The sequence below is a fragment of the Providencia sp. genome (assembly GCF_052096715.1).
Classification (GTDB): domain Bacteria; phylum Pseudomonadota; class Gammaproteobacteria; order Enterobacterales; family Enterobacteriaceae; genus Providencia.
This window is the reverse complement of the sequence record NZ_JBQDNB010000006.1, coordinates 128625-152261: the sequence shown is the minus strand read 5'-3', so window position 1 is coordinate 152261 and position 23637 is coordinate 128625. Positions and strand designations below refer to the sequence as shown.

Here is a 23637-nt window from a genome sequence, read left to right as displayed (position 1 = left end):
CGATTATTGCTCAAACCATTTTTTATAAATAACGTCATAAGTGCCATCAGCTTTCACTTCTGCTAATGCCTTATTCATTTTGTCTAGTAGCTCTTTGTTGCCCTTACGGACGGCAATACCTAAGCCAATACCAAAGTATTGTGGATCTGTCACTTTATCGCCCACAGCCGCTAAGTTTTCATTGCCTTTTGTTTTAAGCCATTCATCAGCAACAGCAGTATCACCAAATACAGCATCAATACGACCATTTTGCAGGTCAGAAACTGCGGATTGGTAGTTATCATAAGGAACGGTTGTCATGCCTTTGTGTTGTTCCATGATGTATTTTTGATGGGTAGTCCCATTTTGTACACCAATTTTCTTATCTTTAAGCTGATCAACGGTTGAGATCTTTTCTTTTACGGCAATAAATTCCGCAGAGTTCGGGTAGTAAGTATCAGTAAAATCAACTTGTTGTTGACGCTCTGGTGTAATATCGATACCTGCCATTAACGCTTCAAAACGACGGAATTTCAAGCTTGGGATCAAACTATCAAAAGCTTGGTGTGTGAAGGTACAGTTGGCATTCATTTTTGCACATACGGCATTTGCAAGGTCAACATCAAAGCCAACGATTTGATTTTTGTCATTAAACATTTCAAAAGGTGCATAAGTTGCTTCAGTTGCAAAGCGGATAGTTTCTTTTTCCGCAGCAGTTGCAGATAGGGTTACAGCGCCTAGCAGCGCAGCTAATATAATTTTTTTCATCGCTTAATCCTAAATCTATTAGTGAGACAGATAGTTTGCAAATGCTTGAGTTTGAGGTGCCGTAAAATGGCTTGCATCCCCTTGTTCAACGATATGGCCGTTTTCCATATACACCACACGGCTAGCGGTTTTACGGGCAATCTCCACTTCATGAGTGACGATAACCTGTGTAATACCTGTTGCAGACAATTCACGTATAATATCAACGACTTGTGCTGTAATTTCCGGGTCAAGCGCCGCAGTTGGTTCATCAAACAATAATACTTGAGGTTCCATCATCAAGGCTCTAGCAATCGCAACACGTTGTTGTTGACCGCCCGATAAATGAAGTGGGAATCGCTCAGAAAATTGGGTCAAACGTAGGCGCTCTAGCAATTTATTTGCTTTAGCTTGTGCTTCTTGTTTGGATAGTTTCAATACACGACATGGCGCTTCAATTAGGTTATCCATTACGCTTAGGTGCGGCCACAGGTTGTATTGCTGAAAAACCATGCCGACATTTTGACGTAGTTCGCGGATAGCTTTTGCATCTGGCGCGGATGTAAAGTCGAAATGTTGCCCCACAATGTTCAAGTTACCTGAACGTGGCATTTCTAATAAATTCAATACGCGCAGCAAGGAGCTTTTACCAGCGCCACTGGGTCCGAGTAATACCATGGTTTCACCTGCTGAGCACTCAAGATTAATATCAAAGAGTGCCTGATGTGAACCATAGAAACAGTTTATGTTTTTTAATTGAATGCTCATGCTTACCAATAATATCCTTTTAAACTAGTTGAGATATTAATCCTGTAAGCATATTTATGCAATATTTTATGCATAAAAATTTAATTTTTACGCTGAAATTAGTCTTGCTTTGCGGTTAAATTCTCTATTTGTTGCTGCGCTGCAAGTTGTTTGTCTCGTTCGTAGGCAAGTTCACTAATACGTTGAGCCATTCCTTTAAAAATAAATAAATGGGCTGGCATCATGGCAAACCAATATAATAGGCCACAGAATCCAGCAGGGTGCCACCATGCTCTGACGTCAATAGAGCGTCGACTTCCGCTATCATGAATTGTAAAAGTTAGACGACCTAATCCGGGGGCTTTCATACCAAATAAGAGACTTAACTGCTTATTTGGCTCGAGGTGGATCACTCGCCAACCATCAACTTCATCACCTAATTGTAAGTTTTCACGGTCAGGACGGCCATATTTGACTTTATTCAGCATCATGTCATCCATAATCGCACGGGTCTTCCACAGTCCATTAGCGTAAAAATAACCTTCTTTTCCACCAATTTGTTGTATGACATGCCATAAAGATTCAGGTGTTGCTGTTGTGCCGAGTGTTGCTCCGGCTTGTTTTGGATAAAAACCATAGCCCGGACGCCAGCGTTTTTTAACTTCAGGATCGTAACCCCAATCTGCGTTATCAATCGCGGCTGCTTCTTCGGCTAATGTGGTTCTCACCGCATCATCAAAAGAAACTAAATTTTGTGGGATGAGTTCACGCAAGGCTTTGTCATCAGCGGGAAGATCGTGCTGTAGTCCTTGAATAAGTTCTTTCGCAATAGAAGGAGGTACCGACGTAATCAGGCTAATGAAATGCACTGAGATCATGCTGACAGGGATAGGAAGCGGGATCAGCAAACGGCGTTTACCACTGACTTTGATAAAACGTTTAAAGAGTTCTTGATAGCTAATGTACTCAGGACCAGCTGCGTCATAAATTTTGTTGTCTGTTGGCTCAACTTTAGCTATTTGAGTTAAGTAATGAAGAATGTTTTCGAGTGCGATAGGGGATGACTTGGAACGCACCCAACGTGGTGGTGTCAAAATGGCTAGGTTGTACACCATATCCCGCATAATTTCGAAAGCTGCTGAGCCGGAGCCAACAATAATAGAGGTACGAATTTCGGTTACTGGAACTTTGCTTTCTCTTAGGATATCACCAGTCAGTTTTCTGGCAATAAGATGAGGAGAATAGCTGTGTCCATGTTGCAAAGCACTGAGGTAAATAACCTGCTTAACATTTGAGCTATCGAGTGCTTGCTGAACATTACGTGCCGCGGTGCGTTCACGTTCAATCAGGTTTGCTTGGTCTGCCATGCTATGAACAAGAAAGTAGACTATGTCTATTTCATTCATCACATCTTTAAGGGTTTCAGGATCATGTAAATCAACATAGACACAACGCGCATCTTGCCATCCTTGAGATAGCATCCAGTCAATGCGCCTAGCAGCCGCAGTCACTTCATGCCCTTCATTAATCAATTTAGGGATAAGGTTTTGCCCAATATAGCCGCTAGCGCCTAACACTAAAACACGTTGTTGGTCAACCATGTTAATTTCCTGTTTCATATAAATTAACGGCTATTGTGACTGAAATTCTACTTATGTAAAGAATGCCATAAGAATTGGCGTAATAAGACTGAGAACGAAGCCATGAACGATAGCGGCAGGCACGATTGAAACACCGCCACTGCGCTGTAATACAGGCAGAGTGAAATCCATCGAAGTTGACCCACAAATACCAAGGGCAGTGGACCGATAACGGTTAATAATCAGTGGAATAAGCATAATTGCAGCGAGTTCTCGAGCAAGGTCATTAAAAAATGCCGCACTTCCCATTACTGGGCCGTATGCATCCGTCAGTACAATGCCCGTTAATGAATACCAACCAAAACCAGAAGCTAGTGCGAGCCCCATTTTAATCGGAATTCCCAGTATTAATGCTGCAATGACACCACCAGCAAGTGCGCTGACACCCATCACGAGAGCGATAGTTGTGCCACGACGATTGATTAAAATTTGTTTAATACTCATACCACTATTACGCAATTGAATACCCACAAGTAACAATAGGAGCATAAGGGCTATTTGGCTCCCTTTATCGGCGTAATGTAGAAATTTAAAACCAGTTAAACCGACTAAAAAACCAACCAGTAACACAACACATAATTGTAAGGATTCCAGTACCATCTTGAGACGAGATGGTGGTTTTTCTTGTTTGTGTTGCGGTATTTTCCATGGGTCGAGTTTATCTAGTATCAACAAAGCAATAAGATTAAGTGAAAAAATACAGCCAAAAAATGTAATGGCATAAAGTAAGATAGATATCAGATGAACGCTTAAGTTTTCAAGTAACGCGAGGGTAATTCCCATTAAAAATAAAATCACATACACCATCGAGTTAAGAGAACGATGAACAACATGAAGTATTTTTTTATTTTTAATAGAAATAAAGTAACCGAGTGTTAACGGTAGAAGAATAATGAGTAATCCTGAGTACATGGTTGCGTCCTTATAATCTATCCTATTAACAAGGGGTTGTGGCTTCAATGCTATTGATCACAAGTCTTTAATGACGGATATAATTTAACGTATGGTGCTAAAGCATTTTTTTGTTATAAACGTTTTTTTATCCGCTTGCTAACATAAAATAGGACAAAAACACTAAAAAATAAAGTTTAACCATTTTATAACACTACAAAAATATGCTCAACTTAGTTCGCTATAGTGTTGTGAAGATTTTTTATTTTGTGTGTGTGCTTATAGTAATAGATAAGGTTAATGAGTACGCTGTATTGAAGACTAAAATAGCAAGGAGAGGGATATGTATCTGGAGCGAGTAGAGATATATGGATTTAGAGGGATTAATCGACTCTCTTTAGTATTGAATAACAATACTGTGCTTATTGGTGAAAACTCGTGGGGTAAATCAAGTTTGCTTGATGCACTTGATATTCTGCTTTCCCCTGAACATAAAGATTATCAATTTAATCAACATGATTTTCATCAACCTACGGGCAATGATGAAAACGATACGCGTTTTCGCTCATTCCAAATTGTACTCAAATTTTGTGAAAGACACCAAGGCCGTCACCAATCCTTTAGATTTAAAAATTTATCATCTGTTTGGGTTGATAATAGCGATGGTTTAAAACATATATTTTTCCGTGTTAGCGCTGAATTAAAAGATGACAATAGCGTCACGATTGAGCGTAGTTTTCTAAATTCAGGTGGCAATAAATTATCATTAGATAATGTTGGCAAATACATTAAAGAGATTGTGCGCTTATATCCGGTGATCCGCTTACGAGATGCACGTTTTTTACCTAGTTTGAATCCAGAAACGATTGTTACAGGGCAAAAAGAAGTACGCGATGTGGTTAACAACCAAATAAAAGAGTTAACCCACGCACTGGTTGATAACCCTGAGCGTTTGAGTGATGAAGATCTCAGTGATGGTATTGATGCGATGCAACAATTACTGAGTCATTATTTTTCAGGTCAAAGCACCCACATGTTTAAACCTGATAACACACTTATTAATATTGAACCTCGTAAGCGCGGTTGGAAAGCGCTAGATAATATTAATCGCCTCGTTGCTAAACCAAACCAGCGTAATATTCGATTGATAATACTCGGGATGTTTTCTTCGTTATTACAGGCAAAAGGAAATATCGTACTCGATAAGTACGCGCGCCCTTTAATTATTATCGAAGATCCGGAAACACGATTACACCCGATTATGCTGTCAATTGCTTGGGGCTTATTAAATCTGTTTTCACTACAAAGAATAACAACAACCAATTCAGGTGAGCTTTTATCTCAAGTTCCCGTTGAGAATCTTTGTCGTCTGGTACGTAATTCCAATAAAGTCTCGGCTTATCGTTTAAGTGAAAACGATTTGAGTCCGGAAGATCTGCGTAAAATATCATTTCACGTTCGTTTCAATCGCCCATCATCACTTTTTGCCCGTTGTTGGTTATTAGTTGAAGGTGAAACTGAAATTTGGTTGATGAGTGAATTTGCAAGGCAATGTAACTACTATTTTGAAACAGAAGGTATCAAAGTGATTGCTTTCGCACAAAGTGGTTTGAAGCCGTTATTAAAATTTGCAAATAAAATGGGAATTGAGTGGCATGTACTCACGGACGGTGATGAAGCAGGTCGAAAATATGCAGCAACAGCGTTGCACTATGCAAGTCAAATGAATGATCCCGACAGAGACCGACTGACGATGCTACAGGCACCCGATATGGAACATTTCCTATATCGTGAAGGGTTTAAAAGCCTTTATCATGAGATAGCTGAAATCCCTGAAAATGCCAAAGTCTCACCTCGGCGTGTGATTATCAAAGCGATATCTCGCACATCAAAACCAGATATGGCATTAGCAACAGTAAATCGCTCAGCAGAATTGGGACCAGATTCGATTCCATTACAGCTAAAAAGTATGTTTTCTAGGGTGGCTTGGTTGGCACGGGGTAAAGCTTATTAGCTTATGCTCTTCATATACTCTTCATACTTCAAGCCACATGGTTGTTGACGTGCGTTCAGCTACCCGAATCACATACTTGTGTATGCTCATCGGGATAGCTTCGCTTGTCGCCTACATGTGACTTGAATTATTTTGAGTATGACTATTTTAAATAGCATGGCGTATTGAACTAAAAGCAATTGATAATTATAACTTTTCAGATAAAGACTAATTATTAATCAATAGTACGTTTAACTAATCGATAAACTGGCTGATATATCATCGTTTTTTTAAGAGAGGGCGCCGCGCTCTCTTTTTGTTATAGGAATAATTTTTTAATGAAGGTGAAAGCAAGGAAAAAATGGCCAATTTATATATTGGTTATTTTGATTGTACTCGGAGCAATGGGGTTCTTTTTTAGCAATGATCAAAAAGAAGTTTTTCAAACTGTTGATGTAACACGAGGTAATCTGGATAAACAGGTATTGGCAACGGGCAAATTGGATGCCGTGCGTAAAGTTGATGTCGGGGCTCAAGTCAGCGGTCAGCTACAAACACTATACGTTAAAGAAGGGGATCAGGTTAAAAAAGGCGATTTGCTGGCGGTAATCGATCCGAAAAAAGCGCAAAACGACGTCACTGAAGCGCAAGAAACTATTCATGAATTAGAAGCTAATTTAGCACTGGTTCAAGCCGAATTAAAACTGGCACAAGTGACTTACCAACGTCAACTTAGCCTTGCTAAATTGCAGGTGGTTTCCAAACAAGATTTAGATAAAGCTAAAACCGATGTTGAAGTTAAAAAAGCCCAAGTAGCGACTTATCAAGCGCAAATTAAACGTAATCAAGCCACATTAGATACGTCGAAAACAAATCTAAATTACACCCAAATTACGGCGCCAATGGATGGTATTGTCACTTTTATTAAAACCTTACAAGGGCAAACCGTTATTGCAGCGCAAGAAGCACCAACGATTTTAACACTCGCTGATCTCAATACGATGTTAGTGAAAGCGGAAGTTTCTGAAGCCGATGTGATTTATTTAGAGCCTGGGCAACCCGCATCTTTTACGGTACTGGGTGCGCCGGATAAAAAATTTACTGGCGAATTGAAAGATATTCTTCCAACTCCTGAAAAAATTAACGATGCAATTTTTTACTATGCCCGTTTCGAAGTACCGAATCCTCAGCACTTATTAAAATTACAAATGACTGCCCAAGTTACTATTGAGCTGGACTCACATAAAAACGTTCTTTTGTTGCCTCTTTCAGCGTTAGGTGACGAGATTTCAGCGCAACTTTATGAAGTCGAAGTGCTTAATGGTGATAAAACTGAGAAAAAGCAGGTAGAAATTGGCAATCGTAATAATGTGTATGTCGAAGTGGTCAAAGGGCTAACCGAAGGTGAAAAAGTGGTTGTTGGGCGTAGTGGTGCGGAGAATTAATTATGTCTGCATTACTTGAGCTAAACGCTATTACCCGCCGTTATCCCGCAGGCGATAGCGAAGTCACCGTACTTAAAGATGTTTCTCTAAAAATTAGTGCGGGCGAAATGGTTGCAATCATTGGTGCATCCGGCTCGGGCAAATCAACCTTAATGAATATTATTGGTTGTTTAGATAAACCCTCTTCGGGTGAGTACTATGTTGCCGAACAAAATACGGCAGTTTTAGACAATGATAGCCTTGCAGAGCTTCGTCGAGAATATTTTGGGTTTATTTTTCAACGTTATCATTTGCTTAGCCACCTAACTGCCGAACAGAATGTTGAAATTCCCGCGGTTTATGCAGGTGCGGGAAAAGCGCAACGGCGTGAGCGTGCAGAACAATTATTAGCACGCTTAGGGCTTGAGGAGCGTATTCATTATCGACCTAGCCAACTTTCAGGCGGGCAACAGCAACGCGTGAGTATTGCCAGAGCCTTAATGAACGGTGGGCAAGTGATATTGGCAGATGAACCAACGGGCGCGTTAGATAGCCACTCGGGTGAAGAGGTGATGAAAATCCTAAAAGACCTCTGCGCTCAGGGACATACTGTTATTATCGTTACCCATGATCCTAAAGTGGCACAACAAGCCGAGCGGATTGTGGAGATAAAAGATGGTGAAATTATTAGTGATTCAGGGATGGCATCGACTCATGCGATTGAGCCGTTGCCAAAACCACCGGTAAGAAAGCTCACTTTTGGGCAAGTTTTTGGGCGCTTTAACGAAGCGCTTTTGATGGCATGGCGCGCAATGGTAGTCAATAAAATGCGCACTTTGTTAACGATGTTAGGGATTATTATTGGTATTGCTTCAGTGGTCTCTATTATGGTGATTGGTGATGCGGCCCAAGGTATGGTACTTAATGATATAAAATCTATTGGTACTAATACTATCTCTATTTATCCCGGTACCGATTTTGGCAGTGATGATGCACAAAATCGGCAATCACTTAAAGCGTCGGATATTACGGCGATTGCTCAACAGCCCTATGTTCATGCGGTTTCTGGTACGTTAGATAGCTCAACAAGACTACGAAAAGGTAATTTAGACGCTTCTGCTCAGCTTTCAGGTATTGGTCGAGACTATTTTAGTGTTCATGCCGCTAAGTTTACTGAAGGTATGAATTTTACGCAGGATATGGTTGATAGACGGGCCCAAGTTGTGGTTATTGATGCGAATACTAAGCGTCGATTTTTTCCTAAACAAGAACGTGTTATTGGGGAAACGTTATTAATTGGTAATATGCCAGCAACCGTTATCGGGGTATTGGAAGAGCAAAAATCAGTTTTTGGCTCAAATAAAACATTATCTATTTGGTTGCCCGATACCACTGTGAACAGTAAAATTTTAAATCGCCCTTATTACGATAGCATTGTGGTGCGAGTGAAAGATGGTTTTGATGCGCAAATGGTTGAGCAGCAACTGACACGGTTGTTAACATTACGCCATGGTAAGAAAGATATTTTTACTTATAATCTTGATACCTTTGTAAAAACTGCAGAAAAAACCACGCAAACAATGCAGCTATTTCTTACCTTAGTTGCCGTTATTTCGCTGGTAGTCGGTGGTATTGGTGTGATGAATATCATGCTCGTATCGGTCACAGAAAGAACGCGTGAAATTGGTATACGGATGGCGGTAGGTGCTCGAACAAGTGATGTAATGCAGCAATTTTTAATTGAAGCTGTTTTAGTTTGCTTGATGGGGGGTTTGATGGGGATCGGTTTGTCTTATGGTATTAGCTTGCTCGCGCAGATGGCTTTACCTGGCTGGACATTCTCTTTTGACCCAATTGCCTTATTAAGCGCTTTTCTGTGTTCTACTGCTATTGGTATTATTTTTGGATTTTTACCTGCACGTAGTGCGGCAAGATTGAATCCGATTGATGCCCTGGCCAGAGAATAATTAATATAATTGATATACTCCTCTACATTAACCCCCCCCTAATGTAGAGGAGTATAGTTTAAGCAGTTTTGAGTCGATTTAATATCTGGCCTTTCTTGTCAATATAAATGTCGTTACTGGCATACCCGTCAATATAAATATAGTTACTTGCATATCCGTCAATATAAATATCTTTACTTTTATGTTTTTGGTATTCATCCATTGATGCGTTGATCAAACTAATAGTTGTATTTACGTCATTAAATTCTGAATAGAGAGTGTAATTTTTTGTTTTTGTCATAAGCTCGAGTTTGATTTTATCATTTTTTGGGTCGTAATCGACAAATTTTAATTTAGCACCGTTATATAGAGTCATATCTACTTTATCTTCGGCTAAATGTTTTTTAGTCAAAATCTGTATTTCTTTTTTGTTTATAGAGGGCAAATATGGTTTTTTTGAAAGTTCGTTTCTTTTCTCCAAATAGATCACACTGCCTATAGCTGGAGAAATTAGTGTTCTTTCAATAAATGGAAAGTTAGCAGTAAAGGTGAGAGGGGGAATAAAATTACCAGCTGTAATTTCTTTTATTAAATCAATTATTTGAGTTTTATCATTCGTTTGTAGTAAACCTTTATTAGGCTCAAAGAAACTAAAAATATACTGTTTTTTTTGTTCATCATATCTGCCACTAATTGTCATTGCATGACAATTAGTTAAGAACAAAAGAGCAGAAGTTATTTTATTATCTTCAATAGTGGAAAGATGATTTTCTATTTGTTGTAGCGTGACATCAAGTGTCTTATTATATATTATATTGTTATATGATAAAGAAGAAACCTTATTACTATAGGTTATTCCTATATCTGAATTAAATATGGCAGTTTCATATGAATAATGTAATCTACAATAATGATAGGCATATTTCAAAAATAATTTTATCTCGCTCTCAGTTAAACTCACCTTATCCTGTATTTTTTTATAAATAATAGGATCGACTTTAAATATTTCAGGAAAAGAGCTTTCTAAACCAAGCTCTATTGTTTTGTAAAAATCATAAATGACTTTTCGTTCTGTTTCATACTCTATGTTATAACTATCAGATCTTTTTACTTCATGTTTATTGTTATCTAGACAACGCATTATGTATTCAAGATTTTCTATATCTTGAGGTTTATCTGGGAGTTTTAATGAGTCAACCTTAACTGCCATATATTTATAGAAATGTTGAGGCATTTGATTTATTTGAATATTGAAAATATCAGTGCAACGAGAAGCTAATACTTTTGAAATGCATTCTTTAAAAGATTTTTGTGTATATTTTTCTATTTGTTCATAAGGTGATTTAGTGAGAGATACTGGTTGTAGACAATTATTTAGTTGGTTTATAGACTCAGCGCCTAAACCATGAAGTTCATAGGCAGCAAAGGTATGAGCTAACCCATAGCACGTACCTCCTTGGCAGACTTCTGAAATATTTGTTATGCTTTTTAGTTGATTTCCTAGCTTATTCATCACATCTTTATTTTCCTCTACATAACTTAGCAAGTTGCTTTGATGAAATGGAATTGAGTAATTTGTAGTATTAAACATATTGATTTCCTTAATTGTGGCTAATTATATTCAGCAGATTAACAAGGCATCAATTTTCATTCTTTCAAAAAACATTTATCATAAGTCCCCTGTCGTTGAAATTTTACAATCTGTGTTTGTTGTACAAAAAATCAGATACTTTTGGTGTTATTTGCCTTAAGGAATAATCTTAATTTTGGGCAACCGCCATTTTTGTAAAATTCTGCTAATCAAATGCACGAAATTCAACCTATTCATTTTTAATCTTATTTTTTTCGTTACTACGTATTTCCACGGTCACTTAAATATCCCATAATAAAAAAGTTATCTGAAAAGATAAATTCTACTTGCGATTAGGTATCGATCATGGATATTATTTGCATGTAGAATAAATGAAACCTAGTTCCATATAATGGAACTTATACTTAGCCAAGTTAAAATAAAGCAAAGACAACCACACAGCAGGTGCAATATATGGCGAATAAAGTAGGTGAAGATTATTCTTTGGCTCGAGTACCACAAAGTGCTCGTAGACCATTTTATGAAGTGTTGATTCTGCGAATTGGCGCACTAGCTTGTGTTTCACAAGTGATGTTAGGTGCAGCTCTCGGTTACGGATTAACTTTTTGGCAGGCGTTTTGGGCAACCATGCTAGGCTCGGTTATTTTACAAGTCGTAAGCTGGGGACTCGGGGCGGCTGCATGCCGCGAAGGAATGTCAATCAGTCTACTTTCTAGGTGGTCTGGATTTGGTAAGTTGGGCTCAGCATTAATTGGAGGTGCAATTGCAATCTCCTTAATGGGATGGTTCGGCGTACAAAATGGCTTCTTTGCGGACGGAATGTATAAAGCGACTAATGTGCTAACACCAGGGACTTGGTCACTTATTACAGGTATTGCGGTGACGATTATCACAGTATATGGATACAAATTTTTATCTATTACTGCCAATATTTCAACGCCGCTATTTTTATTTGCACTCGGTTGGGCAACCTATAATTTATTATCGGGTCATGACATTAGCACTTTAATTAATGCCACTGAACCTGCCGGACCACTTATGACTATGCCTGCCGCAATCACGATGGTTGCAGGTGGGTTTATCATAGCGGCTGTTACAACACCAGATATTAGCCGCTTTATGAAAGGGCCTAAAGATGTGTTTTGGATGACGCTCATCGGCACATTTTTTGGTGAACTTTTAGTCAACATGATTTCTGTTTTAATGGCACTGGCACTACGCACGAGTGAAGTCTTTGACTTAATGATGGCGCTAACAGGCTTATTAGGCGCATCAATTGTTATCTTTTCTACAATAAAAATGAATGATATCAATCTTTACTCATCATCTTTAGGTTTTTCAACACTCTTAAATGCCATTTTTAACAAACGTTTTGATCGTCGCTATCTGACATGGGTTATCGGTATTTTCGGTACCATTGCTTCAATGTTAGGGATTTTAGATAACTTTATCGGTTTTCTAATTTACTTAGGAATCGCGATCCCACCTGTTGCAGGCATTATGGTGGTTGATTATTACCTATTAAAACGCGATAGAAAAGAACTAGATATAACCCGAGAGCAAGGAATTTTACCGCAAACTTGTGAAGCCTATAACCCAATAACGTTGTTTGTGTGGTTACTTGCTGTCATCGTCGGTTGGGTGACTTCTGCACTGGGTCCATTTAATACCGACTTTGGCGTACCTGCATTGAACTCATTACTGACGGGTGCCATTGTTTATTGGTTAGCAATGCGTTGGCAGGCCAAAATGAAGGGTGTAGATTCTGTTCATTTTCGTAAAGTGACGAATACTGAAGGGTAGAGCGATGAAAGATAATACAGTTAAAGTTGCTCTTGCTCAGTTTAACTCTGAATTAGGTAACAAGCAGAGTAACTTACAGCGTATGGCTGAATTTTGTCAGCAAGCCGCAGAGCAGGGAGCAAAACTTATTTGTTTTCCTGAACTTGCGACTACGGGTTATCGCGGTGATTTACTGTCAACTAAACTGTGGGATCTCAGTGATAGCGCTGGAAGCGAAACTTACACTTTGTTTAGTACCCTCGCAACACGTTTAAACATCACTATTGTGAGTGGATTTGTTGAGCGTGGCGACTATTTAGGTGAAGTTTACAATTCAGTTGGTGTATGGAATCCAGGTTGTGATGGGGTAAGCGGCGTATTTCGTAAAGTTCATGCTTTTGGCATGGAAAAGCAGTGGTTTAGCGGTGGTAATAGCTTCCCAGTATTTGAGACGCCGATTGGTAAAATTGGTGTCATGATTTGCTATGACATGGGTTTCCCTGAAGTTGCCCGCATTCTAACCTTGCAGGGGGCTGAACTTTTATTAGCGCCTTCTGCTTGGTGTGTTCAAGATAGCGATGTCTGGGATATTAATAGTGCATGTCGTGCCTTAGAAAATGGCACGCATTTACTTGCCGTTAATCGCTGGGGCCATGAAGGGGATTTACACCTTTTTGGCGGCAGTAAAGTTCTAGGGCCAAGAGGACAAGTGCTTTGTGAGGCGAGTCGTGATGGTGAAGCGTTATTGATTGGTGAAATTGATTTTCGTTCTCAAGCGCATACTCGTTTAAACGTGCCTTATCTTAGAGATAGAAAGCCGCAAAGTTATGGCTTATTGGCTCAGGACACTAAATTATGAGCATTTTATCGAGTGTAGTTGATGTCTATCAGTTGTTTCTGCGTTCAGGTAATGAGCTAACAGTTACAACACTCGTGAATGAATTGGGTATGCCAAAAAGTTCAGCTTCACGTTTGTTAAAGCAAATGGCAGAACTGGGTTTGTTAGAAAAGAAGAGTAATGCCCCAATTTATCGACCGGGCTTATTAATCATGGAGCTAGCACATCGCGCTCGAGGCATGAATCCACTTATTGACATGACATTAGAAGCACTTGATGAGTTGACTAAAGATAGTGGATTTACCAGTTATGTTTCAGCGCTTGATGACGACAAAGTCAGAGTCGTACATGCACGTATTGGTAATAGTATGCTGCAAGTCATTACGCAGCCAGGCACACGGTTACCAATTATCGGAACATCGACAGGCCGTGCATTATTATCACGACTACCTGCCGATAAAAGAGCTGAAATTATCAGCCAGCAGCCGGTAGATGCACAAGCAAAGTTAATCTCACAATTGGCTTTAATTGAAGAGCGTGGCTGGGAGTTTTCAGTCAATGAATCTGTTGCTGGCGTCGCTTCTGTCTCCAGTACGGTATTTGATCCTTCACAGGATACGCTATATGCCCTTTGTTTGAGCTTACCTGAATCACAAATGGATCAACAAATTATGAACCAATTAGCGGTTAATCTTTGCTATAAAGCCTCCTATTTAGGCTGCATGGTAGGAGACCCTTATTGGTTAAAACGTAGTATCAAGTAGTTGTTTTCATCAGTAATGCAATTCGTTGTTATCAATATCATTGTTGTTCTAGCAGTACCTATAATTAAAATTAAATTTCAAAGTGCGTGAATTACGCCTTCACCAGGAAAAGTAAACCTTAGTTTTTTGGAATTAAGGTTTATTCAGGGCGAAAGGATTTAGGTATGAATTTTTGAATTCAATACAAGAGTCTGAGTAGCCCAACATTTATCTAAAAAAATAATTAGAATTAAAGGAAGTACAATGAGTCTAAAGCAAACCCTTTGCGTATACGAGCTAATCGATTGCGCTGATGTCAAGGGAGAGGACATTGTTGCATTATTTCAGTCATTCCCCGCGATCCAAGCTACTTCAACAACGGTTAAAGATGCCAAAGGTCAAAGCGATTTTATCCGTATTGTTATTCCCGGTTCTCAAGGGAAATCTCAAGGCAAAAATGCACCTACGATGGGAATTATTGGCCGCTTAGGTGGAATAGGCGCAAGGCCGTCGCGTATTGGTGTTGTTTCTGATGCTGATGGTGCAATCGCCGCGATTACAACCGCGTTAAAATTAGCTAAAATGCATGAGAAAGGTGATGTGCTAAAGGGTGACGTGATTATTACCACGCATATTTGCCCTAATGCGCCAACTCGCCCTCACTCTCCCGTTGATTTTATGGACTCACCTCTTGAAGATGAGACTATGAATATAAATGAAGCGATAGTTGAAGCCGATGCAATTTTATCCGTGGATACCACTAAAGGTAATCGACTCATTAATCATAAAGGCTATGCGTTATCACCAACGGTGAAAGAGGGCTATATATTGCCTGTTTCAGAAGATCTGATCCGTTTGATGGAATGGAGTAGTGGGCAAAAAGCCGTCACTTTTCCGTTATCTATTCAGGATATAACGCCATACGGTAATGGGCTTCATCACATCAATAGTATTATGCAGCCATCAGTTTCAACATCGGCACCGGTTGTTGGTGTAGCTATCTGCTCAGAAACTGTAGTACCGGGATGTTCAACGGGTGCGAGTCATGAAGTTGATATTGCTACAACGGTAAAGTTTATGATTGAAGTTGCTAAAGAATTTGGTGAAGGGGCATGTACCTTTTATGATGTGGAACAATTTAAGTTGTTGACGTCGTTATATGGCAATATGACTCACTTTCAGGCTTCAGGTTCTTCTTCTTCCAATAAATAAATTTTAGCCCGCCATCATAAAATAATAGTCACAGTTAATTAAAATCTTTATTAATAGTATAGGTATAATTAACTGTGCTTTATTACCATAAGTTATTAGTTCGCTTCAGAATTATTTTCTTCAAAACTGTTTTCATTATTGTCTTCAATAGGAATAATAAGGTTTGCGTGATTACCTTTTGGACCAATATTAACGCTAAAATTAACTTTTTGACCTGCTTTTAGTGTTCTGTAACCGTCCATTTGGATACAAGAATAATGAGCAAAAATATCTTCGCCACCTTCAGCTGCACAAATAAAACCAAAACCTTTAGCGTTATTGAACCACTTAACGATGCCTGTTTCCATATTTTATCCTTTCAATTGCAAATGATTGTTTTACGGATATGTATAAAATACACTCAGTCACTAAGTATAATTACAGATGCTTATTGATTGCAAATCATACTGCCGTAAATTGCCTTTTAAGGTCAAGTGATGAAAGTAGATAATAATTAAAAATGAGTAAAATTAGCTTAAATGGCAAATGTTATGCGAGGTAATATGTCATAAAATGATATATTATTTGGCGTGTGAGTTGATTTCATTTGCATGCTACACTAGCTATAACAAAAAAAAGTAGCTGCTAAATCTATTCGCCTAGGCTTTATTGAACAAATCATTTGTTTGATAGAAATCATTGATAATAAAGACTATGCTTAAATTGAAATTCAACACTGAGTAAGACGACTGAGCAATAAAGTAATGAGCGATTTTTTAGGAACATTTAAAACGGACGTCATTTTTAAAGATGAAGTCAAGCAAACGCTGCAACCACCATCAATGTATAAGGTTCTATTAAATAATGATGATTACACTCCGATGGATTTTGTTGTCGAAGTGTTACAAAAATACTTTTCTTTTGATGAAGAACGCGCTACACAGATAATGTTAGATGTACATTTTCAAGGAAAAGGAATTTGTGGAGTATTTACCGCAGAGGTTGCTGAAATGAAAGCGGCGCAAGTGAACACATTTGCTCGCGAACATGAATACCCTTTGCTTTGCACTATAGAAAAGGTCTGATTCCGCTAATATCAATTTTGGGAGGCGCTTATGCTCAATCAAGAACTAGAGCTTAGTCTAAATGTCGCTTTTACTAAAGCGAAAGACAGTCGACATGAATTTATGACTGTAGAGCACCTATTGCTGGCTTTATTGAGTAATGTCTCTGCACGTGAAGCATTAGAAGCTTGTAAGGTTGATCTTGTCGCACTTAGGCAAGAACTAGAACACTTCATCGCGCAAACTACGCCACTGTTACCTGAAAATGATAACCGCGATACCCAGCCAACACTTAGTTTTCAGCGTGTACTGCAAAGAGCCGTTTTTCATGTTCAGTCATCGGGTCGTAATGAAGTGACTGGGGCAAACGTGCTTGTTGCTATTTTCAGTGAACAAGAATCTCAAGCTGCTTACTTACTGCGTAAACACGATGTGAGCCGGTTAGATGTGGTGAATTATATTTCTCATGGTTCAGTGAAAGGCGATGAGTCTCAGGCGTCAGATCAAGACTTATCTAATAACAGTGCCCCAAATGAAGAACAGATGGTCTCAGAAGACCATATGGACAACTTTACGTCTAATCTTAACCAACAGGCTAAGAAAGGTAATATCGACCCGCTGGTGGGACGTCAGGCTGAATTAGAGCGAACAATTCAGATTCTATGCCGTCGTCGTAAAAATAACCCGCTGTTGGTCGGTGAGTCTGGCGTGGGTAAAACGGCAATAGCGGAAGGGCTTGCATGGCGCATTGAGCAAAACGATGTCCCAGAAGTCATGAAAGACTGTACAATTTATTCATTGGACATCGGTTCATTACTCGCGGGCACCAAATATCGTGGTGATTTTGAAAAACGCTTCAAAGCGCTACTAAAAATGTTAGAAAAAGATCCTAAAAGCATTTTATTCATTGATGAGATCCACACTATCATCGGTGCAGGTGCAGCTTCAGGCGGTCAGGTGGATGCAGCAAACTTGATTAAACCGCTGCTGTCTGGTGGACGTATTCGTGTTATTGGTTCAACCACATATCAAGAGTTTAGTAATATTTTTGAAAAAGACAGAGCATTAGCGCGTCGCTTCCAAAAAATAGATATTGTTGAGCCAACCCCAGAAGAAACAGTTCGAATTATTACTGGGTTAAAACCTAAATATGAAGCGCACCATGACGTGCGTTATACCGCTAAAGCAATTCAAGCGGCAGTGGATCTCTCCATTAAATATATTACGGATAGGCATCTTCCTGATAAAGCGATTGATGTTATCGATGAAGCAGGCGCTCGCACACGTTTAGTGGCGCCAAGCAAGCGCAAGAAAACCATCGGTGTACCTGAAATTGAGACTATTGTGGCGCGTATTGCCCGTATTCCTGAAAAAACAGTGTCATCAAGTGATAAAGATAAGTTAAAGACCTTAGATTCACGTTTGAAAATGCTCGTTTTTGGGCAAGATAAAGCCATAGATGCTTTATCTGAAGCAATCAAAATGAATCGTGCCGGTTTAGGGTTGGAACATAAGCCTGTCGGCTCATTTCTTTTTGCAGGGCCAACTGGGGTGGGTAAAACTGAGGTTACAGTTCAGTTAGCAAAAGCGTTAGATATTAAATTATTGCGCTTTGATATGTCTGAGTACATGGAACGTCATACGGTGAGCCGCTTAATTGGTGCACCTCCAGGGTATGTTGGCTTTGATCAAGGTGGACTACTCACTGATGCCGTGATTAAGCATCCACATTCAGTTGTTTTACTGGATGAAATAGAAAAAGCGCATCCTGATGTGTTTAATATTTTATTACAAGTGATGGATCACGGAACATTGACGGATAACAACGGGCGCAAAGCGGATTTCCGTAATGTGGTTGTTGTGATGACAACTAATGCAGGGGTTCAGGAAACGCAACGTCGTGCTATTGGCTTTGCTGATCAAGACAACAGTACCGATGCTATGGCTGAAATCAAAAAAACGTTTTCACCTGAATTCCGTAACCGCCTTGATGGCATTATCTGGTTTAATACATTGACTCAGGATGTGATTACGCAAGTAGTTGATAAATTTATTGTTGAGCTGCAAGCGCAGTTAGATGATAAAGGTGTTTCTATTGAAGTTAGCAAAGGTGCTCGTGCGTGGTTATGTGAGAAGGGTTATGACAAAGCGATGGGAGCCCGACCTATGGCACGCATTATTCAGGATAACCTGAAGAAACCGTTAGCAAATGAATTACTATTTGGTTCGTTAACTAATGGTGGCTCTGTAAGTATCGGGCTTGAAGAAAAAAGTAACACACTGACATTCAGTTTCAGTAGCGTAAACAAGGCCTTTCCGGAAGACGCGGTATTCTGACGAATAGACCACAGGTGTGTGGTGCATTTTGCACACCACCTGTGGCAATTTCAGGCCTTGCTTGGCGATAAATAATTAACGGCTACGGAAAATGATACGGCCTTTGCTCAGGTCATATGGTGTTAACTCTACAGTCACCTTGTCGCCTGTCAGGATGCGGATATAGTTTTTACGCATTTTTCCAGAAATATGGGCAGTCACGACGTGACCGTTTTCTAGTTCAACACGGAACATTGTGTTTGGCAGGGTATCTAAAACTGTGCCCTGCATTTCAATATTGTCTTCTTTGGCCATCTAATCCTCTAAAGTATAATAACCGTGGTTTTTATCGGGCAAGATAATGCCCAAAAACTCGCACTAAGTAAAGAAATGTCGCATTTTAAGGCGATCTTTCTTTGGTAGTGAAGTAATGAAATTATTGTAAAACCAAAATTCATTATTTGAAAAATGGCAGTATTTCAATCGATTGCGGTAACTAACGATTGTGGTAACCAACAGTCAGTGTCAATTGCTTTGTCTCGCCACCGATAAAGAATATGTAAAAAATCCCGACGGGATATTTCTTTTGCACCCATTGAGGCGGTATGGTGGTTAAGTACCTGACAATCAAAAAGTTGCCCATTATAGCGCAAAAAATGAAAATAGAATGTAATAAAAGCAAATTTGGATGCATCATTCATTCTACTGAACATTGATTCGCCACAAAACAGGTGGCCCATGCTTACGCCATACAGGCCTCCGACTAGTTTATCGCCGTACCACGCCTCGACCGAATGCGCTAATCCTTCTTTGTGTAAAGCCAGATAACCCGCGCGTACTTCAGGTACAATCCATGTGCCTTCTTCACGGACAGCGCAGGCTTCAATCACTTCTTTAAAAGCATGATTCAGGGTAATTCGATAAGTCTGCTTTTTTAAACTTTTTTTCATCGAGCGACTGATGTGCAAATCGCCAACCATTAGAACAGCTCTTGGGTCAGGAGACCACCATAAAGGCATCTCTTCTGGATTGAACCACGGAAAGATACCATCATAATAAGCCGCTTGCAGTCTTTTCGATGAAAGATCGCCACCAATGGCTAATAATCCATTGGGTTCCCGCATCGCTTCAGACACGGGAGGGAACAGGTATGAATCATCATCTAACTGATACATGATGTGCCTCAGTGCGCTTGTTGAAGCACATGACGCTGGCGAAATTGATAATAACGACCTTGCATTTCAAGCAGCTGTTGATGATTGCCTTGCTCAACGATTTCACCGTTATCCATAACGCAGATGCTGTCCATTTGTTCTAGTCCTTGCATTCGATGCGTGATGACAATCAGCGTTTTATCGGCACATTTCTCTTTTAGCAATGCTAAAATTTGTTGCTCAGTATTTGCGTCTAATCCTTCCGTTGGTTCATCCATTAATACCAGTGGAGTATTATGCAATAATGCGCGGGCAATGCCTAAGCGCCTCTGTTCACCACCGGAGAGCTGGCGTCCGCCTTCACCCATCCAAGCATTTAATTTCAATGTGTTATCTAATAAATTCTCTAATCCAACTTGTGTTAATACTTCATTGAGTTGTGCATCAGAGGCTTGCTCATTGGCCAACAATAAATTATTACGCAAAGTATCACTAAACACATGGACGCGTTGTGGAACTACCGACATCACCGAGCGTAGTGCTTCTTCACTAAATTCGCTAATTGGTTGGTCATTCAAGGTGATGGTTCCACTATCTACATCCCACGCACGAGTAATGAGTTGCAGCAAAGTGGATTTACCACAGCCGGTTTTACCTAGTAGAGCGAGATGTTGGCCTTTTTCTAATGAGAGCGAAACGTTTTTCAATACCGCAAAAGGCTGCTGTGGATAAGTAAACGAAATATTATCAATAACAAGGCGTTCAAGTTGAGTGATTTGTTTACCATTAGTCGGGAACGTCACTTCAGGCTTGGCTTTCATTAATTGCGAGACTCTAGTCGCGGACGCAATAACTTGTCCCATATGTTGGAACGCAACGGCAACTGGGCCTAGCGCTTCAAAAGCGGCGAGGGCACAAAACACAAACAAGGCAATCAACGCACCGGGCTGTGTGTTACCGCCGACATGTTCAGCGGCCATCCACAGTAATACAGTGGCAGTTAAGCCTGATGCGAACAAAATAATGGCTTGTGATAATCCAGTTAGGCTTGCTTGCTGCTGTTGGCGTGCTTGCCATTTATCTTCAATTTTCGATAAACTTTGACGAAAGCGTGCTGTTGCACCAAATAGAGTTAACTCGGCTTGTCCTTGCAGGGCTGATGTCAAAATAGCACGATAATTACCGCGTAATTCTGTTAATTCCCGGCCAATAGGCTTTCCTGCAAGATAAAACACAAAAGGCATCGTGAATAATAAAAATAGCATCACGCCACCCAAAGTCCACGCAAGGCGAGGATCAAGATAACTCAATCCAAAAATAAGGACAAAGGTAACGAAAAAGGCAGTAATAATGGGGGATAATACGCGTAAATAGAGGTGATCTAAGGTTTCAACATCAGCTACTAAACGATTAAGTAGCTCGCCTTGGCGAAAACGACTGATACCACCCGGGGAAAGCGGTAATACCTTACTAAATGCAAAAACGCGTAAATGTGCCAATACTTTGAAAGTGGCATCATGACTGACTAAACGCTCACCATAACGACCCGCGGTGCGAAAAATTGCAGCACCTCGAACTCCAGCAGCAGGAAGCATATAGTTAAAATAGTAGAGACCTGGAAACCCTGCGATTGCTGTACCCGCTAAAAACCAGCCGGAAAGGGTTAAGAGTCCGATACTGGCAAGCAGAGTCACGATCGCAAGTATGATCCCTAAGGTAATTAAAAACCAATGGCGGCGGTAGAGGGCTAAGAAGGGGAATAAAACTCTCATTATCAAAGCTCCTCACTACGATGGGCAAGTAATTGGGCAAAAACACCTTCAGATTGGCTTAGCTGTTTGTAATCACCACGTTGAATGATTTGGCCATTAGCCATCACCCAAATTTGGTCGTAATTGACGGTTTCTTCCAATAAATGTGTCACTAAAATCGTGGTTTGATGTGCTGATAGCTGATTCAGTGTTTGCATAACACGTTGTTCACTGTGAGCGTCAAGGCTGGCTGCGGGCTCATCAAGTAGCAATAAATGTGAAGGTTTCAGTAATACACGAGCTACTGCAACACGTTGCGCCTGACCGACTGAAAGCCTTGCTGCATAGTCACCGAGTCGTGTATTTAGCCCATCAGGTAACATTGGGATAAATTCAGAAACATAAGCCTTATCAATCGCCTGCTGAACTTCTGATTCAGTTGCATCAGGTTTACCTAAACAAATATTTTCGATTAAGGTTTGTTCGGGTAAATGGGGATTTTGTCCAACCCAACCGAGCAATGCTCTCCATTTATCGGGGCAAAGTTGATTTAATTCAATTCCGTTAACGGTAATCGAGCCCTTATACGGTAAAAAGCCAAGTAATAAGTTAAGCAATGAACTTTTACCTGCGCCACTTTGACCAACCAGAGCGATACGTTGTTGAGGTTTAATATTAAAGTCTAAAGGCCCAGCAAGAAGAACGCCATCATGAGAGTAAATTTCGAGTTGGTTCGCCTCAATTTGAATGGGCTCATTATTTAAAATTTTATCTCCCTGTGGTGGTCTTTCTTCTCCTTCACTATTTAGTAAAGTGACTAACGTTTCAGCGGCGCCAACGGCTTGTGCTTTCGCATGATAGTATGTACCAAGGTCACGTAAGGGTTGAAAAAATTCAGGAGATAAAATTAAGGCAAGAAAACCTGCAAATAAAGTAACTGGCAGACCATAGCTACCAAAATTTATTTCACCGAGATAGGAAAAACCAAAATAAACCGCGACAACGGCTATCGATATTGAAGCGAAAAACTCAAGCACACCGGATGACAAGAATGCCATGCGCAAGACTTCCATGGTTCTTGAACGGAAGTCTTCTGTTGATTGCTGAATTTGTTTGATTTCTGCTTTTTCACGGAAAAACAGACGTAAAGTATCTAACCCTCGTAGTCTATCCAGAAAGCTACCACTTAGGCGGCTAAGTGCAATAAAGTTGCGGCGGTTTGCATCTGCTGCACCAAGACCAACTAATGCCATAAAGATAGGGATCAATGGCGCGGTAACAAATAGGATCAGTGCGGCGGCCCAGTTAAAAGGAAAAATAGCAATTAGGATCATAATGGGAACGATCCCGGATAAATACATCTGCGGAAGGTAGCGAGAATAGTAATCTTGCATATCTTCTATCTGCTCAAGAATAATGGTTGCCCAGCTACCTGCGGGTTTACCTTTTACCCAAACAGGCCCAAGTTCTTGCAGTTTATCAAGCACTAGGGTGCGAATTTCTTGGCGTACAATTTGACCACAGCGAAAGCCGGCGCGTTCTCGAATATAAGTGAGAATAGCACGCAGAACAAAAACAGTGATTAATAGAATAAAGGGCGTTAATAGTTGTTCCCGTGGGGTATGTACCATAATCAAAGCTTGTAATATAACGGCTAAAATCCAAGCTTGAGCGATAATAAGTAAGCCACTCACAACGCCTAAGAGCATCGAAATACGTAACCAACGTTTAGCAGGGACGCTGTGCTGCTTTAACCAACGTACCAATTCAATCTGTCTTGATTTATCCATAATGATTTAGTTTGCAGGTGTCATTTTAGAGTAATTGAGTACTGCCAGAT

The 23637-nt window shown here is 40.0% G+C and carries 19 protein-coding genes; 9 read left to right on the top strand and 10 right to left on the bottom strand.

The window, feature by feature from the left end; all coding sequences use genetic code 11:
* Positions 1-3: 3 nt before the first annotated feature.
* The 4 genes from artJ to ACTH6U_RS07315 all read right to left on the bottom strand — a co-directional run bounded on the left by artJ (position 4) and on the right by ACTH6U_RS07315 (position 4025).
* Positions 4-747, bottom strand: a complete 744-nt coding sequence (artJ, locus tag ACTH6U_RS07330) for an arginine ABC transporter substrate-binding protein (RefSeq protein ID WP_294101177.1) — start codon at positions 745-747, stop codon at positions 4-6.
* Positions 748-765: 18 nt separating this feature from the next.
* Positions 766-1494, bottom strand: coding sequence for an arginine ABC transporter ATP-binding protein ArtP (artP, locus tag ACTH6U_RS07325; RefSeq protein WP_294101175.1), 729 nt, complete (start codon positions 1492-1494; stop codon positions 766-768).
* A 98-nt stretch (positions 1495-1592) separates the two neighbouring features.
* The gene (locus tag ACTH6U_RS07320; RefSeq protein WP_441831917.1) at positions 1593-3074 is read right to left on the bottom strand and encodes a DUF2867 domain-containing protein; all 1482 of its coding nucleotides are present in this window, start codon (positions 3072-3074) and stop codon (positions 1593-1595) included.
* A 51-nt stretch (positions 3075-3125) separates the two neighbouring features.
* Positions 3126-4025, bottom strand: coding sequence for a lysine exporter LysO family protein (locus tag ACTH6U_RS07315; protein WP_294101173.1), 900 nt, complete (start codon positions 4023-4025; stop codon positions 3126-3128).
* A 322-nt stretch (positions 4026-4347) separates the two neighbouring features.
* Between ACTH6U_RS07315 and ACTH6U_RS07310 the strand changes: the two genes are divergently transcribed.
* The 3 genes from ACTH6U_RS07310 (at position 4348) to macB (ending at position 9388) form a co-directional block, all read left to right on the top strand.
* Positions 4348-6018 (top strand): DUF2813 domain-containing protein, encoded by a 1671-nt coding sequence (locus ACTH6U_RS07310; protein ID WP_441831916.1) that lies wholly within the window; start codon positions 4348-4350, stop codon positions 6016-6018.
* Between the two features lie 317 nt (positions 6019-6335).
* Positions 6336-7442 (top strand): macrolide transporter subunit MacA, encoded by a 1107-nt coding sequence (gene macA, locus ACTH6U_RS07305; protein WP_294101162.1) that lies wholly within the window; start codon positions 6336-6338, stop codon positions 7440-7442.
* A 2-nt stretch (positions 7443-7444) separates the two neighbouring features.
* On the top strand, positions 7445-9388 hold the full coding sequence (gene macB, locus ACTH6U_RS07300; RefSeq protein ID WP_294101159.1) for a macrolide ABC transporter ATP-binding protein/permease MacB: 1944 nt from the start codon (positions 7445-7447) through the stop codon (positions 9386-9388).
* A gap of 58 nt (positions 9389-9446) precedes the next feature.
* Here macB and ACTH6U_RS07295 read toward each other — a convergent pair whose 3' ends face one another.
* Entirely contained in the window at positions 9447-10958 is a 1512-nt protein-coding gene (locus ACTH6U_RS07295) for a hypothetical protein (protein WP_441831915.1), read from the bottom strand.
* A gap of 453 nt (positions 10959-11411) precedes the next feature.
* Here ACTH6U_RS07295 and ACTH6U_RS07290 point away from each other — a divergent pair, with 453 nt between their 5' ends.
* The 4 genes from ACTH6U_RS07290 to ACTH6U_RS07275 all read left to right on the top strand — a co-directional run bounded on the left by ACTH6U_RS07290 (position 11412) and on the right by ACTH6U_RS07275 (position 15533).
* Positions 11412-12761 carry a purine-cytosine permease family protein gene (locus ACTH6U_RS07290; protein WP_294101153.1) on the top strand — a complete coding sequence of 450 codons (1350 nt, stop codon included), beginning with the start codon at positions 11412-11414 and terminating at the stop codon, positions 12759-12761.
* Positions 12762-12765: 4 nt separating this feature from the next.
* A complete protein-coding gene (locus tag ACTH6U_RS07285; RefSeq protein ID WP_336428514.1) occupies positions 12766-13599 on the top strand; it encodes a nitrilase-related carbon-nitrogen hydrolase in 834 nt (277 codons plus the stop codon).
* On the top strand, positions 13596-14342 hold the full coding sequence (locus ACTH6U_RS07280) for an IclR family transcriptional regulator (protein ID WP_294101147.1): 747 nt from the start codon (positions 13596-13598) through the stop codon (positions 14340-14342). The genes ACTH6U_RS07285 and ACTH6U_RS07280 overlap by 4 nt, the downstream gene beginning before the upstream one ends.
* 243 nt (positions 14343-14585) lie before the next feature.
* Complete coding sequence (locus ACTH6U_RS07275) at positions 14586-15533, top strand: DUF1177 domain-containing protein (protein ID WP_294101144.1); 948 nt, start codon at positions 14586-14588, stop codon at positions 15531-15533.
* A 95-nt stretch (positions 15534-15628) separates the two neighbouring features.
* Here ACTH6U_RS07275 and cspD read toward each other — a convergent pair whose 3' ends face one another.
* Positions 15629-15880, bottom strand: a complete 252-nt coding sequence (gene cspD / locus ACTH6U_RS07270) for a cold shock domain-containing protein CspD (RefSeq protein WP_294101142.1) — start codon at positions 15878-15880, stop codon at positions 15629-15631.
* Positions 15881-16276: 396 nt separating this feature from the next.
* Here cspD and clpS point away from each other — a divergent pair, with 396 nt between their 5' ends.
* Positions 16277-16597 carry an ATP-dependent Clp protease adapter ClpS gene (clpS, locus tag ACTH6U_RS07265; protein WP_336428508.1) on the top strand — a complete coding sequence of 107 codons (321 nt, stop codon included), beginning with the start codon at positions 16277-16279 and terminating at the stop codon, positions 16595-16597.
* Positions 16598-16627: 30 nt separating this feature from the next.
* Positions 16628-18913, top strand: coding sequence for an ATP-dependent Clp protease ATP-binding subunit ClpA (gene clpA / locus ACTH6U_RS07260; protein WP_441831914.1), 2286 nt, complete (start codon positions 16628-16630; stop codon positions 18911-18913).
* Positions 18914-18988: 75 nt separating this feature from the next.
* Here clpA and infA read toward each other — a convergent pair whose 3' ends face one another.
* From infA to cydD, 4 genes are all read right to left on the bottom strand, one after another.
* Complete coding sequence (gene infA / locus ACTH6U_RS07255; RefSeq protein WP_004244560.1) at positions 18989-19207, bottom strand: translation initiation factor IF-1; 219 nt, start codon at positions 19205-19207, stop codon at positions 18989-18991.
* A gap of 164 nt (positions 19208-19371) precedes the next feature.
* Positions 19372-20067 carry a leucyl/phenylalanyl-tRNA--protein transferase gene (aat, locus tag ACTH6U_RS07250; protein ID WP_336428504.1) on the bottom strand — a complete coding sequence of 232 codons (696 nt, stop codon included), beginning with the start codon at positions 20065-20067 and terminating at the stop codon, positions 19372-19374.
* Positions 20068-20075: 8 nt separating this feature from the next.
* Complete coding sequence (cydC, locus tag ACTH6U_RS07245; protein ID WP_441831913.1) at positions 20076-21818, bottom strand: heme ABC transporter ATP-binding protein/permease CydC; 1743 nt, start codon at positions 21816-21818, stop codon at positions 20076-20078.
* Between the two features lie 2 nt (positions 21819-21820).
* A complete protein-coding gene (gene cydD / locus ACTH6U_RS07240) occupies positions 21821-23587 on the bottom strand; it encodes a heme ABC transporter permease/ATP-binding protein CydD (protein ID WP_441831912.1) in 1767 nt (588 codons plus the stop codon).
* Between the last annotated feature and the right edge of the window lie 50 nt (positions 23588-23637).

Bases quoted from the DNA above. Each gene is read 5' to 3' on its own strand.
- clpS (WP_336428508.1), top strand. From the start codon at position 16,277: ATGAGCGATTTTTTAGGAACATTTAAAACGGACGTCATTTTTAAAGAT.
- ACTH6U_RS07315 (WP_294101173.1), bottom strand. From the start codon at position 4,025: ATGTACTCAGGATTACTCATTATTCTTCTACCGTTAACACTCGGTTAC.
- ACTH6U_RS07320 (WP_441831917.1), bottom strand. From the start codon at position 3,074: ATGGTTGACCAACAACGTGTTTTAGTGTTAGGCGCTAGCGGCTATATT.
- ACTH6U_RS07295 (WP_441831915.1), bottom strand. From the start codon at position 10,958: ATGTTTAATACTACAAATTACTCAATTCCATTTCATCAAAGCAACTTG.
- macA (WP_294101162.1), top strand. From the start codon at position 6,336: ATGAAGGTGAAAGCAAGGAAAAAATGGCCAATTTATATATTGGTTATT.
- ACTH6U_RS07275 (WP_294101144.1), top strand. From the start codon at position 14,586: ATGAGTCTAAAGCAAACCCTTTGCGTATACGAGCTAATCGATTGCGCT.
- ACTH6U_RS07280 (WP_294101147.1), top strand. From the start codon at position 13,596: ATGAGCATTTTATCGAGTGTAGTTGATGTCTATCAGTTGTTTCTGCGT.
- ACTH6U_RS07310 (WP_441831916.1), top strand. From the start codon at position 4,348: ATGTATCTGGAGCGAGTAGAGATATATGGATTTAGAGGGATTAATCGA.
- cydC (WP_441831913.1), bottom strand. From the start codon at position 21,818: ATGAGAGTTTTATTCCCCTTCTTAGCCCTCTACCGCCGCCATTGGTTT.
- cspD (WP_294101142.1), bottom strand. From the start codon at position 15,880: ATGGAAACAGGCATCGTTAAGTGGTTCAATAACGCTAAAGGTTTTGGT.
- cydD (WP_441831912.1), bottom strand. From the start codon at position 23,587: ATGGATAAATCAAGACAGATTGAATTGGTACGTTGGTTAAAGCAGCAC.
- clpA (WP_441831914.1), top strand. From the start codon at position 16,628: ATGCTCAATCAAGAACTAGAGCTTAGTCTAAATGTCGCTTTTACTAAA.
- aat (WP_336428504.1), bottom strand. From the start codon at position 20,067: ATGTATCAGTTAGATGATGATTCATACCTGTTCCCTCCCGTGTCTGAA.
- artJ (WP_294101177.1), bottom strand. From the start codon at position 747: ATGAAAAAAATTATATTAGCTGCGCTGCTAGGCGCTGTAACCCTATCT.
- ACTH6U_RS07285 (WP_336428514.1), top strand. From the start codon at position 12,766: ATGAAAGATAATACAGTTAAAGTTGCTCTTGCTCAGTTTAACTCTGAA.
- artP (WP_294101175.1), bottom strand. From the start codon at position 1,494: ATGAGCATTCAATTAAAAAACATAAACTGTTTCTATGGTTCACATCAG.
- infA (WP_004244560.1), bottom strand. From the start codon at position 19,207: ATGGCCAAAGAAGACAATATTGAAATGCAGGGCACAGTTTTAGATACC.
- macB (WP_294101159.1), top strand. From the start codon at position 7,445: ATGTCTGCATTACTTGAGCTAAACGCTATTACCCGCCGTTATCCCGCA.
- ACTH6U_RS07290 (WP_294101153.1), top strand. From the start codon at position 11,412: ATGGCGAATAAAGTAGGTGAAGATTATTCTTTGGCTCGAGTACCACAA.